Origin of the sequence: Bacillus sp. EB600 (genome assembly GCF_024494385.1) — a bacterium.
Taxonomy (GTDB): Bacteria; Bacillota; Bacilli; order Bacillales; family Cytobacillaceae; genus JAEVLT01.
This window is the reverse complement of record NZ_JAEVLT010000016.1, coordinates 1-13269: the sequence shown is the minus strand read 5'-3', so window position 1 is coordinate 13269 and position 13269 is coordinate 1. Positions and strand designations below refer to the sequence as shown.

At 36.8% G+C, this 13269-nt stretch carries 10 protein-coding genes and 2 pseudogenes; 6 read left to right on the top strand and 6 right to left on the bottom strand.

Annotated features, from left to right (window positions below):
• Window positions 1-36: 36 nt before the first annotated feature.
• On the bottom strand, window positions 37-366 hold the full coding sequence (locus JN080_RS16350; RefSeq protein ID WP_256237141.1) for an NADPH-dependent FMN reductase: 330 nt from the start codon (window positions 364-366) through the stop codon (window positions 37-39).
• A gap of 419 nt (window positions 367-785) precedes the next feature.
• Here JN080_RS16350 and JN080_RS16345 point away from each other — a divergent pair, with 419 nt between their 5' ends.
• Complete coding sequence (locus JN080_RS16345) at window positions 786-1526, top strand: metallophosphoesterase family protein (RefSeq protein WP_256237059.1); 741 nt, start codon at window positions 786-788, stop codon at window positions 1524-1526.
• A 301-nt stretch (window positions 1527-1827) separates the two neighbouring features.
• On the opposite strand, the gene JN080_RS16340 is transcribed toward JN080_RS16345, so the two are convergent.
• A complete protein-coding gene (locus JN080_RS16340) occupies window positions 1828-2283 on the bottom strand; it encodes a C40 family peptidase (RefSeq protein ID WP_256237058.1) in 456 nt (151 codons plus the stop codon).
• A 271-nt stretch (window positions 2284-2554) separates the two neighbouring features.
• Between JN080_RS16340 and JN080_RS16335 the strand changes: the two genes are divergently transcribed.
• Both JN080_RS16335 and JN080_RS16330 read left to right on the top strand, forming a co-directional pair.
• Window positions 2555-2947 (top strand): YkvA family protein, encoded by a 393-nt coding sequence (locus JN080_RS16335; protein ID WP_256237057.1) that lies wholly within the window; start codon window positions 2555-2557, stop codon window positions 2945-2947.
• A gap of 188 nt (window positions 2948-3135) precedes the next feature.
• Window positions 3136-4281, top strand: a complete 1146-nt coding sequence (locus JN080_RS16330) for an SLC13 family permease (RefSeq protein ID WP_256237056.1) — start codon at window positions 3136-3138, stop codon at window positions 4279-4281.
• A 260-nt stretch (window positions 4282-4541) separates the two neighbouring features.
• Here the strand turns inward: JN080_RS16330 and JN080_RS29650 are convergent.
• Window positions 4542-4637 (bottom strand): annotated as a pseudogene (locus tag JN080_RS29650) (DUF1259 domain-containing protein); the annotation flags it as partial.
• Window positions 4638-4884: 247 nt separating this feature from the next.
• Here JN080_RS29650 and JN080_RS16325 point away from each other — a divergent pair.
• Window positions 4885-5769: an aldo/keto reductase gene (locus JN080_RS16325; RefSeq protein ID WP_305474056.1), complete on the top strand. Its 885-nt coding sequence runs from the start codon at window positions 4885-4887 to the stop codon at window positions 5767-5769.
• A 1180-nt stretch (window positions 5770-6949) separates the two neighbouring features.
• Here JN080_RS16325 and JN080_RS16320 read toward each other — a convergent pair.
• The 3 genes and pseudogenes from JN080_RS16320 to JN080_RS16310 all read right to left on the bottom strand — a co-directional run bounded on the left by JN080_RS16320 (window position 6950) and on the right by JN080_RS16310 (window position 10443).
• On the bottom strand, window positions 6950-8059 hold the full coding sequence (locus JN080_RS16320; protein ID WP_256237055.1) for a Gfo/Idh/MocA family protein: 1110 nt from the start codon (window positions 8057-8059) through the stop codon (window positions 6950-6952).
• 42 nt (window positions 8060-8101) lie between these two features.
• Window positions 8102-9145, bottom strand: a pseudogene (locus tag JN080_RS16315) (alkene reductase); the annotation flags it as partial.
• A 416-nt stretch (window positions 9146-9561) separates the two neighbouring features.
• The gene (locus tag JN080_RS16310) at window positions 9562-10443 is read right to left on the bottom strand and encodes a LysR family transcriptional regulator (RefSeq protein WP_256237053.1); all 882 of its coding nucleotides are present in this window, start codon (window positions 10441-10443) and stop codon (window positions 9562-9564) included.
• Between the two features lie 157 nt (window positions 10444-10600).
• Between JN080_RS16310 and JN080_RS16305 the strand changes: the two genes are divergently transcribed.
• Window positions 10601-11824, top strand: coding sequence for an MFS transporter (locus JN080_RS16305; protein WP_256237052.1), 1224 nt, complete (start codon window positions 10601-10603; stop codon window positions 11822-11824).
• Window positions 11814-13034: an MFS transporter gene (locus tag JN080_RS16300; RefSeq protein ID WP_256237051.1), complete on the top strand. Its 1221-nt coding sequence runs from the start codon at window positions 11814-11816 to the stop codon at window positions 13032-13034. Before JN080_RS16305 ends, JN080_RS16300 begins: the two co-directional genes overlap by 11 nt.
• The last annotated feature ends 235 nt before the right edge of the window (window positions 13035-13269 follow it).

Below are 13269 nucleotides of genomic sequence, written 5' to 3'. Positions count from 1 at the left end.
TTCATCAACCAAATGACCTATTTGTTCATCAAACTCCTAATTCGCAAAATTAATCAGTACCTCATTTCCTCCTGGTGGAAGTATTTTTGCTTGAATTCGAGGAGAGGCTAGGAGTTCACGCAAGTGCATTTGAGCACGAACGGTACCGAGCATGCCAATAGTAGCGCCTAAAGCCATTACTGGTTTATCAATGAAAACTTTATCAACTCTTAAAGACCAATCTTGAGCATTCTTTAAGACTCCTGGAATGGACCAATTATATTCTGGAGTAAAGATAATAACTCCATCAGCACTTGCGATTGATTCCTTAATTTCTTTTACTGCCCGCGGTGGGTTGTTTTTCTCATCCTGGTCAAAATAAGGCAGTGATCAGATGTCTGCCATTTCAATGTCAAATTTATCCTTGTAACGTTCATGTATTACCAGAATATAGTTCTGGCATTGACTTTTTAGTTGAGGATTCTTTATTGCAAAGAAAAAATCGTGTGGAAGTTTTTTCATATCCACACGATTTTGAGCATTATATAATTTTATCCTGTTGCAAATACTCTCTTAATTTAAGTGTATCAGAAATACTTGTAGCTAATTTTGACTTCTCGTAAATATTGTGTTCTAACACTATGTCTTTTAAAATATGGTTGCAAATCAGCACTTAATTCTTTATTTAAGCCTATTTTTTTTATTCTTCTATACTTTGGTATAAAATAAAAACTAAAATAAATGATTGTATACGAGGAGACAAGTCGAGAATTATTTTCGCATAAATCGTTAGGAGTTTTGTAAAAGTGGAAAAAATCGCTGTTATTTCAGACATTCATGGAAATATCCCTGCACTGGAATCAGTCCTTGCTGACATCGATTCGAGAAACATTAAGAGAATCATTTGCCTCGGTGATTTAGTTGGTAAGGGACCACAATCAAGCATGGCAATACAAATGATCCAAAAGCATTGTGACTCAGTGATTAGAGGCAATTGGGATGATTTTTTCCCCAAACCTCAAGAATCCAATACTATCAAGTGGCACCAAAATCAATTAACGAAACAACAAATGAATTATTTAAAAGAACTGCCGTTTTCTGTAGAGTTTATGATGAGTGGAAAACTAGTCAGAATGTATCATGCTTCACCGCGAAGCGTGTATGAAAGAATACAACCGTGGGACTCACTCGACCGTCGCTTAAGTATGTTCGAAAACACAGAATCAACGGAAAATATAGCAGGTAAAAGGGAACCGGATGTCGTTTGCTATGGAGATGTTCATAATGCCTACCAGCAAATAATAAAAGGTAAACTATTATGCAACGTAGGCAGTGTGGGCAATCCGCTCGATATCGCCCAAGCCTCCTATGCAATTCTTGAAGGAGAATATAACCAATCCGAAAATGGAGTGTTTTCGATTCAGCTTGTTCGCGTTCCTTATGATATTGAATTATCAATACATTTAGCAAGAGAAGCTGAAATGCCGGAGCTTGAGGAATATATAAATGAGTTAACAAAAGCAAAATATAGAGGTTCCAAAAAGTAGAGGAAATTGTATTGGGTTAAGGATCTGCTGTCTGGGAAAGTACCTGACAGCCCCCTCCTTTAATAGAATGACATCTGTCAACATTTCAAAATAATTAGATTCATTCATACCCATTCAGTAGTTAGCCGCCTATAATTTTATATGGGTTGGTGATCCGATTCCAGGGCTGTAACTGCTTAATCGTTGTTCCAAATTCAACTGCTATTTGTGGTAAGGTATCACCCAGTGATGGATGGATGGAACCGCCGTCAATTGATCTTCTTTAGGAAACAAAAAAAAAGACCATCGTCTCCGATGATCTTTACACTCGTTTTGCTCCAATATATCTTGCATGCCAATATGGGTTGCTTGTATAAGTGATGATTACTCCTTTTGATGAAGAAGCCATAATCATTTTTCCGTATCCGATGTAGATCGCAACATGTGTCGGTGCACTGGCTTTTGTTGGTGCATAAAATAATAAGTCGCCGATCTGAAGGTTTGAAGGTCTGTACCCATTTCCATAATACATTTGTGCGGCAGTGCGGTACAATGTTCTACCTGCTTTTGCATAGGAATACTTCACCAAGCCTGAACAGTCAAAACCGGCTGGCGACATACCACCCCAACGATATGGAACCCCGATATATGATTCAGCGATATGGACGGCTGCTGTATGATAATTATATGTTGCTGCTTCCGCTTTATCACTAGTGTTGGCAAACACTGAGCTAAAAGAAACAAGGATTGCAATAGCTACGATGAATTTCTTTAGCATTAGTTGTTGTCCTCCTGTGATTTGATAGTTTCATAATACTAGAGAGGAATAACAACGAAGTCACAGCCGGATTACAATTATATTACAATAATATGTGCATTACGCTTTTCAAGCTTCTCTTGACGATGTAATTTTTCTTTTTGCTTTACCAATTGGTGTAGGCAGGTAGAAGAATCAGCTTGTCTAAAAAGACCCTATTTAAACTAATTGGAGTAAAATAAGTTTATAGATTTATACTAATATTAACTTCTTACTAAGGGGATGCAAAAAGTTGTCAAAAGATTATTCCACTAACTTTTCGGAAGAATCATTCTGGGATAAAGTAAAAAAGTATGGTAAAAAAGCTGGAGTATCCGTTGTATATGTAGCGTTGTTATTATTCTATACTCTTCAGAAAAAGGAAACACCAATTTGGGCTAAAGCGGTGATTATTGGAGCATTGGGATATTTTATTTCTCCGATTGATTTAATTCCGGATATGGTTCCAGGAGGCTATACGGATGATTTAGGCAGTATGTTTGGTGCTCTTGTTACTATCGCAATGTATATTGATGAATCAGTCAAAGAAAAGGCCAGAGAACGAATCAGAATTTGGTTTGGTGAGAGCGCCGTTTCCGAAACAAACACAGTTGACGACAAATTGAAAAAAAAAGAAAATAATTAAACAAACGGAGCTATCTGTTTCCTAGTTTATAGCACTTCACCGTAATGGTCCGTTTGGATTATAAAACAACTAATTAAAAAATATTAAATTTATTGTAATCTATGTCCTTTGTTGGATAATGGAGAGAATTCTTATTTAGGGTAAGAATTACTCTTCTTTCAATTAACATAGTTTACAGGTGGTGCATCGTGAAAGAATTAATATTAAATAAAAAAAGAATACTTTTGAAATTTGGTTTTCTAAAAAAGGACATAGTGCTTACCATTTCACTGATACTGGCAGTTGTCAGCTGTTTTATACATCCGCCAAGGCTTGAATATATTAACTTTAAAGTGCTAGTTAGCTTATTTAATCTAATGGTGGCCATAAAGGCCTTTGAAGAGCTAAAGTTATTAGACAAATTTGCAGTTGCTATATTAAATAAATGCAATAACAGCAGGACAATATCAGGTATTCTGATTTTGTTATGCTTTATTTGCTCTATGTTTGTAACGAATGATGTGGCTTTGCTCACTTTTGTACCCATAACACTTGTCATAAGTAAGAAGACACAAATGAATATGATCAATACGATCATCCTGCAGACAATTGCAGCAAATATCGGAAGCAGCCTGACACCTATGGGGAATCCGCAAAATTTGTACATCTATTCTTACTATGGAATTAAGCCGATCCCATTTTTTGGTTCAATTCTGTTATTAGCTGTGCTTGGCATCAGTTCGTTGTTTATCGTTACTCAAAAACTTCATAAAACAGAATTAAAAATAGAACTTCCTGTCATTGCCATAGAGGATCGAAAAAAAGCTGGAGTCTGGAGCCTAATTCTTGTTATTATTATCACGTCTATTTTTGGAGTCATCCATTATTACATTGCGCTTATCATCACATTGATGACAGTATTTATTTTGAATAGAAAATTACTATTTAAGATTGATTATTTACTTCTGATTACCTTTGTCTGTTTTTTTATTTTTATTGGTAATATATCAAACTCGAATGCAATGAAAGCATTTGCTCACGCCAATTTAAGAGGAGGTACATCGGTCTTTTTTAGTTCCATATTTGTAAGTCAATTGATCAGCAATGTGCCTGCTACCATCCTCCTATCAAACTTTACTTCTGATTGGAAGCCCTTATTATTAGGAGTTAATATCGGAGGACTTGGAACCATTATCGCGTCTTTAGCCAGTGTAATCTCCTATAAACTGTACATTCAGGCTAACCGTAAAGAGAGCAAAGAGTATTTAATCAAATTTAGTATTTACAACTTTTCATTTTTAGCAACACTTGCATCCATACAATATTTCATCTTTAAATTTCTAAGAATCTTTTAAAAAAATGAACCCGAAAGGTGGATTAAATCGGGCAGTTTTCTTTAATATTCCAAATTATAAATTATCCGAAATTATGCCGGTTTTCTTTCTATTTTCAATAAAAAAAGCTGAAATATACAAGTTGAGAATTTGTACATTTCAGCTTTTTTTATTTTTTTCCGGACAATTCCATGTATGTTTTGATAGCTTTTTTCTGTAAAAAAGTGTTTTTTTGATGCCTGGCACTGATGCCATTTATTTTGGTCTTTAGTATGTTTTGATTATTTGGCTTCTTGAATTGGATAACTGGTTAATGTTCTAAATGCGTTTGCGATCTTTCTGGCGAAGTTCAGTGGCGGCTCAACTGACTGGATATGTCTTTAACATCTAACCTTCTATAGCTAATCCACTTTTATTCTTTCATACTAATAATTGGAAGAAATGTACAAAAAGTATTTAAAGAGAAAAACAAGGGGGAAAAATGAAAAAGTTTTAATCAACATTATCTTAGGGGGTTTGTTGGCGGGGTGTTCTTCTCACAAAGAAAATGTCCTACTGGCTTGAATGGCACCCAATTTAGTGATCATCATTTTAAAATGCAACATCGAGAAAGGTGGAAAGTATATGAATAAAAAGCCAAAAAATAGTAATTCGCCTGGTATGCGAGTTGTTTCATTTCCGGATGGTACTTCTGTTCCCCTTTTAGGCCAGGGAACATGGAATATGGGAGAAAAACAAGGGATGAAAGAGCAGGAAGTGAAAGCACTTCGGCTCGGAATTGAATTAGGAATGACGTTAATTGACACGGCCGAAATGTATGGCAGCGGCGGTGCAGAATCAGTTGTAGGAGAAGCAATCAAGGGCCTTAGAGAACAGGTATTTCTCGTCTCCAAGGTCTATCCTCATAATGCAGGACGAAATAAAATTGTGGTGGCTTGTGAGAATAGTTTGAGACGGCTCAAGACCGATCATTTAGACTTGTATCTTTTACACTGGAGAGGCCAGATTCCTTTAAAAGAAACCGTTGAAGGAATGGAAAAGTTAAAAAAGGAAGGTAAAATTCTGCGTTGGGGTGTATCTAATTTTGACATGGATGACATGGAAGAGTTATTTACGATCCCAAATGGTGCAAACTGTATGACCAATCAGGTTCTCTATCATTTAGGATCCAGGGGGATTGAGTTTGATCTGCTGCCATGGCATAAAAGCCAGCAAATGCCAATTATGGCCTATAGTCCAGTTGCCCAAGGAGGCTCCTTGAGGAAGCAGCTTCTAACGGATGCCACTGTCCGCTCTATTGCCGAGGAGCATAGTGTTAAACCGATGCAAATTATTCTGGCTTGGTCGATCCGTTCTAATCATGTTATTGCGATCCCAAAGGCTGTACAGTTGGAGCATATAAAGGAAAATGCGGAGGCAGCTTCGATCGAATTAACAGCAGAAGATTTAGCAAGGCTTGATAAAATTTTCCCGGCACCGATTAAAAAAATTTCTTTGGATATTATTTGATTTTATTATTGATGAAACATTTAGTTTGATAGTGATTCATTTTTTTTACAAGAGCCAGTTACGAAAATGTAACCGGCTCTTAAACAGCCTGTAACTTTCATGTAGATATTGTCCATCTATTATCTTACTATGTAAGAACATAGAAGTTCCTGCCAAGTCCCGGATAAAAAATAAAATTGCTTTTCCTGTTTCTTCATCACACCTGTTAAAAGATCAAGATTTTATATACGGCCACTCTTGATAACTATTTCATTACTATCTATAAGTCAATGGCAACACTGTTTTAACTTACCATCTCCCGTATAATCTATTTTTACTGTCAACCTGTAGGAAATAATACCAAGGCCACTCTTTTTATATTAAAACCACAGTCTTTTATTATAATCGTATTCAGATGTAATGGAGTTCACTTCCATTTCTTTTGTTGGAGTACACTCTTCACAAGATTCTTCCGACTGGTTATGTTCACATTGTTCAAATAAAAGTTCCAATTTTTTATCCCCTCTCCTAATTCTTTCTATCTATATTAATTTAAGCATGTTAGATAGTTCTGTTCGATGTGGAAGAATTAATTTATTTTCTTATGGAGACCAAAGTTTATTGCCAGCCATTTTTATCACCCTTCTTTTGTTTTTCCCTTACATACATATGTAACCGAAATGCCGGATAGAACTCGAATCTATCATTTTTATGTATTTACTGAATGAATAAATGAAAGTAATAGAGTTTCTTTTGACCATAAATCGTTGTAAATAGAAAATTCCTAAATAAATATATAGCATGTAAAAAGGGCACGTATCATAACGTGATACTGCCCTTTTTGCTAATACATGGTAATGCTATTTTTGTTTATTTAATTTATTTCAATCATAGGAAGCCAGTGTTTGAAATTCTTTACTTGATAGCCCAATATGGAAAGTTTTCGGTAACCGGAGCAGAACTTGGAAATAGCGATTGGCACTGTCATAACAAGAATCCTTTATTTAAATTAATAGTGTTGCAGGAAACTGAATGAATCGAATTAGTTGGAACGCCGTATGCAGTGGCTATCGTATATCCAAATGGGCAGCATACATTCTTTAATGATACGAACCCGACTTATAACAATACATTGGTGGCAAGGTGATGGTTTCAATTAAACTAGGTAGCGTTATTTCAAAATTTCTACTTCTCCACCAATTTAAACTTTTTGGCGAATACCTGTTTCGGCGGCTTTCTCTATTGTATCGAATAAATGATGCATTTTAACCGCCGTGTTAAAGTCAGGAGTGTTATAGGTATTTTCACGGATATCTTTATAAAATTCAGAATAAAGTTGTGCAACATTAAAAGAAGGCCCATAGTTCAACTCGGAAGGTACCCAGTAATATTGCGAAGGAATCGTCAATTCTTCGAAGTCTTTATTTTCCCCTTGGGCCCCTTTTAAAATAAACGGATCCATTTGAAACATCATCTTATCCTTGGAAACCATCACAAGATCCCCTTCCGTACCATTGATTTCCAATGTTAACCCTGCAACAATAGTATTACGTACATGACTTGATATGATTGCTCCATTTTCCATGAATCCATTTACCAGAACATAGTCTGGTGAAGTTGCTTGAATGATTTCTCCCGTTTCCATAACCTTTACGTTTTTAAATTGTGTCCCTAAAATCGCTGATACCTCAGAGAATTGTCCCAACATGTATGTGATTCCATCTAGCAAATGTCCACTCCCAATGGTCAGCTGGTTTGCTCCATTTGCTTTATCGAGAATATAACGGTGTGCCTGATCAATCGTACCACTGGCGGCCGGAAAGGGCGGTAGTGAATAGCTTACATTTACCGATAGAACTTTACCAACATAACCACTTGAAATGAGATCCTTGACATAATTCACTGCAGGATTTGCTCGGGCTTGAAGCCCGATAATATGACGAACCCCTTTTCCCTCCGCAATTTGAAGAAGATCGGCTGCTTCCTTCGTTGTACGCCCCAGAGGAAATTCGCAGTACACATGTTTACCGGCACTTAATGCTGCTCGTACCAATTTGTCATGTTCCGGAACCCTAACAGTGATAGTAACAATATCTACATCAGGATGAATCGAAAGTTCATAAGGGTCAGTAAATGCGTGAGGAATCCCAAAACGTTTAGATGTTTCATTTGCACTCTCTTGACGGGTGGTACTTACCGCTGTCACTTCAAAATTTGGCAACGCTTGTAACGCAGGGATGTGCCCCATGCTACCCCATCCACCATTCGGACTTGCTCCAATGATTCCAACACCTAATTTATTTACCTTCATTGTTGTTATCCTCCTACAAAATTACTTATTCCATTTATATCTTTACACAAGTGTAGACAAATGCTTATTGACATCATATTCAATTAATTCTTGACCATTTTTGATACGATGCAGAAAATCAGGGTTGGCAAGGAGCGGCCGGCCAAATGCAGCTATATCGATTGTTCCCTCTCGCAAAGCTTGTTCAGCTATTTCTGGATTTAAATGACCTACCCCGATAATGACACCATCCCAGTATTTTCGCACTAGTTGATGCAGCGTTTTCCCATCAGCAAGCACTTGCTGAAATTCCATCGTAGAGGGGTGGATCATTTTTACTCCCACTTCTTTAAAAGCATCAGTAAATGTCCGAATAGCTTGTTCTGGATCCTTCAATACGGTGTTTGTATACCCGCCTGCCATAATAGAGAAGCGAATTAATGTGCGTTCCGCACCAATTGCATCAATGACAGCAGTTAATACTTCTTTCATAAAAGTAAGGCGCTGAGCAAATTCTCCACCATAGCGGTCCGTTCGCTTATTAGTAAGGTCAGAATTGAATTGGTCAATCAAGTATCCATGAGCTCCGTGTATCTCTACTCCATCAAAGCCAGCTATTATTGCATTTTTTGCCGCTTGAGCATATTGGCGTACCACTTCATGAATCTCTTCAATCGACATCTCCTCAGGCAAATCATATGGTTTGCGTAAACGATGAACTAATCCTTCTTTTTGAACGGAGGATGGTGCCTGTGGAGGAAGGCCTCCTGCTAATTCGTGATGTGTAAGTCTTCCTACATGCCAAATCTGAGCAATAATCGTGCCTCCTTCTGAATGAACAGCATCGGTCACTTTTTTCCATGCTGTCATTTGTTCTGCAGTATACAGACCTGGCACTCTCGGATTTCCTTTTCCTCGTGGACTGATGACTGTTCCTTCTGTAATAATAAGACCGATACCATCTGCCGCGCGTTTCCGGTAATACTCGACCACATCTTGGCCTACAACACCTGTCTGGTCGTCAGCAAAACAGCGTGTCATCGGTGCCATAGCCGTACGGGTTCTTAAGTTCCAAGCGCCAACTTGAACAGTCTCAAATAGTTTTTCCTGTATTGATTGTTTCATTGTGTTTCCTCCTGTTCTATATGGCGGTGCACCATATAATTCTATATTCTTACCTTATTTATTCGTTTCATAGTTCGAATATATTCGAACTATTTAACAGTATAACATTTTTATGTTATCAAGCAATTATGAGAACACTATTTCATCCGAATACCTCGGAAACTCAATTAACAGCTGTATTATACGCATAAGGCTAAGTATGGTAAAAACTTCTTTGGAATCCTGCCAACAAAACGCGGTACCATTAAGTTAAATATCAATGAAAATAGCCGATGACTTCTATGTATAAGGAATCATCGGCTCCATTATGTGAGGATTTATTTTACTGGGTGTCATCCTCTCTTACATTTTGTGTAGAGCATACAAATGTTCTGTCATACTGTTTCGAATACTGAAGTTTAATTAAAACATTCAATAAAGCTCCTAGCAGCTTTTGATATATACCGATTTTCCAGCCATATTAGTGCTATATCCGATTGGAGAGAGGAATCCACTATCTCCAATACATTTACATCCTCATTTAAAAATGCCGGAATGGAAGATTTAGGAAGTATACTTGCTCCAACGCCAGAAGCTACTAAAGAAAGGAGGATATTTACATCAGGACAGTGGCACAAAACAGTTGGGTGAAATGCAAAACGGTTACATTCTTCTATGATTTTTTCGTATACCCCTTCTCCTTTCGTTCGATGGGTTAATAGTAAAGGAATATCCTTGATTTCGATTAATGAAATCTTTTCACTCAGGGGAAATGTCTTCCAAACCTTTGGAGCAACAAATACAAATGGCTCTTTTTTTAATTGAACCATCGAAAGCCCTTTCATTTCCAAGGGAAAACGAACAATTGCAAGCTCTATTTTCCGGTATTCTAAGTGTTTTCTAATTTCATATGGATCCCCTCCCCATATTTTAAAGGAAACCAGGGGAAATCTTTGGTGGAAACATTGAATTCTATTAGGAAGATAGGAAACACAGGATGGTACCACACCAATTGATAACGTTCCTTGCAAACCCTCGCCAATCTCTTTTACTTCCTTTATAGATTCACTAAATAAATGTAAAACACTTTGAGCCTTTTCGTAGAGAACCCTCCCCGCTTCCGTAAGTTCCATCTTTTTTCCGTTTCTTTTTCGTTCTACTAATTTTACTCCCAGCTCTTCTTCCATCAGCTGAAGCTGCTGGCTTAAAGGGGGCTGGGCCATATTTAATTTTTTAGCCGCTAGAGATATTTGGCCTTCTTCAGCGATAGCGGTAAAATAGCGTAACTGTCTTATGTCCACTTTTAACCTCCAATATATATGATAAACATATATAAAAGTAACTTTATTAATATTATTCATATAAATTTATACATGATATTATGACTAACAGCAAGTATTTAATATTTTTCGAAAATTAAATACTTTTTAATAATGCTTGAATATTGGAGGGAATCTATTGCTCAAACCAAAATTATGGACAAAAAATTTTATTAGTATTGCAATCGCTAATTTTCTTGCCTTTACAACATTTTACTATCTATTGGTTACTTTACCGATTTATGCTCTGCAAGGACTAAATGGTAATGAATCGGAAGCTGGGCTTATTGTTACCATTTTTTTAATTGCAGCGATCATTACTCGCCCATTCGCGGGAAAATGGATAGAAAGGATTGGAAAGTATCCTGTTCTTTTGATAGCTTTCTTAATTGTTTGCGGTTCATCCTTTTTTTATTTTATAACGCAATCGATCACACAACTACTTATTCTTCGCTTTTTTCATGGAATTGGATTTGGAATGGCAACGACAGCTACCGGAGCCATCGTAGCTGATCTCATCCCTGAATCACGAAAAGGTGAAGGGATGGGCTATTATGGTTTAACACTCAATCTCGGTATGGTAATTGGGCCTTTTTTAGGATTAACGATTATGCACCATGCAGGAACAAATTCAATGTTCTACATTAATGCATTATTGGCCCTATTTGCTCTGATAGCAGGCTTTTTCGTTCGAATTCCTAAAAAGACAGTAACACAAGAAGTCAAAGAAATAGAATCAAATAAAGGAATTAAGTCGTTATTTGAGGGTTCTGCTATTCCCATTTCATTGATTTCTGCTTTTTTTGCACTGGCTTATTCTGCGATTGTTTCCTTTGTGTCTGTATATGCCAAAAGGATTGGTTTAGTTGAAGCAGCTAGTTATTTCTTTGTAGTGTATGCGATCGTCCTTTTAATTTCTAGACCGTTTACCGGGAAATGGTTTGATCAATATGGAGCAAATAAAGTTATCTATCCAGCAATTTTACTTTTTGCTGTTGGTACATATTTACTTAGCGTATCAACATCATCACTCATATTTCTTCTTTCAGCGGCCCTAATTGGTTTAGGCTGGGGAACCATCTTTCCAAGTCTTCAGACCATCGCCATTCAAATTGCACCAGCTGATAAAAGGGCCTTGGCTACGGCTACATTCCTATCAATATTTGATTTTGGATTTGGAATTGGTTCCTTTTTATTCGGTCTTGCAACGGTAAAAGTAGGCTATGGTTCATTATACTTTTATTGCACCTTCATTGTCCTAGCCGGAATCGGAGTTTATTATTTACTTCATGGAAAATTTACACTATACAGTAGATTAAAGGAAGGTCTAATAAAAAGGGAGGTGGATACAAATGGGAGGTAAGATTCAAACAAAACCATTGAAATTATGGAGTAAAGATTTTATTTTGTTAACATCTTCAAACATGCTATTATATTTAGCTTTACAAATGATTGTTCCTGCTTTGCCAGTCTATGTTGTTGGAACATTACATGGTACTAGTTTTACCGCTGGTATTGTAATCAGCGTTTTTGCCCTTGCAGCAGTTGTAACAAGAACATTTATAGGAAAAATTCTCGATACTGCAAGTAGAAAAAAGATCTTTTATATTGGACTTTGTATCTATTTACTTTCTATTATTGGATTTTATTGGGGAAGTATCGTTGCCATCTTGGTCATGCTGCGTATTATGATGGGAATCGGATTTGGGTTTACGAGTACAACGACTGCGACAATGGTATCCGATATTATTCCATTAAATCGAATGGGAGAAGGGATGGGATACTTTGGATTATCTGCAGGCATTGCTCTAGGGCTTGGTCCCGCCCTTGGCCTGCCTCTTCTGAATAACTATAGTTTTAATATACTTGTTTCTTCCATTGTCTTTTTGGTATGCATGGTATTCGTACTTACTGTTTTCATTCACTTTGTTCCAAACCAACAGACACCGACTCAAGCTTCTACTATAGAATTTCATAAAGTAATAATGGATCGCGGTATCATGCTTCCATGTATTCTGAATACGCTTTTGTCGCTTACTTACGGCGGAATTATAAGTTTTATAGCCGTATTTGGTAAAGAGTTGCACATAATGAATCCTGGTTATTTTTTTCTGTGCAATGCTTTAGCAATTATATTAGTTCGACCAATAGCAGGTAAGCTTTTTGATAAAAAGGGCCCTGCTGCAGTTTTGATTCCAGGTACGATCCTAACAATTCTTGCTCTTGTTTTATTGTCATTTACAACAACGCCTTTTGTTTTTCTCTTATCCGGGATAGTTTATGGGTTAGGCTTCGGCATTTTACAGCCTTCCTTGCAAGCATGGACAATTAAACGTGTTACACCGGAGAAAAGAGGAATAGCGAATGCTATGTTTTTCAATTCGATTGATTTTGGAATTGCTGTTGGTTCTATGTTGCTAGGGTTTGTCGCTGATGTTACAAGTAATTCAGAAATGTATCGAATTTCAGCACTATTTATGGTTCTGTTTCTTATCCTTTATGGGATTGCACTAATAAAGGGTAAAATACAATCTTCAAAGAGGGATTATCAAGGGAATGTGGATGTACAATGATTAAATGATTAGGAAACTAAAGGCGATTTCATCCTATTTTTTAATCTTAAAAGAATAGAACTCATAAAAAAAATTAAAAAAGATCAGGTTTCGATCTCCCTGCCCGAAACCTGATCTTTTCACATGTATTATTATTAACTCAACTTTCGCACACTGAAATAGGCAGGTATGCCTTGATATAGCTGGGCAAGCCTGCGATCCATTGTTGTAGTTGACTTTTGATTAACTTTTGAAT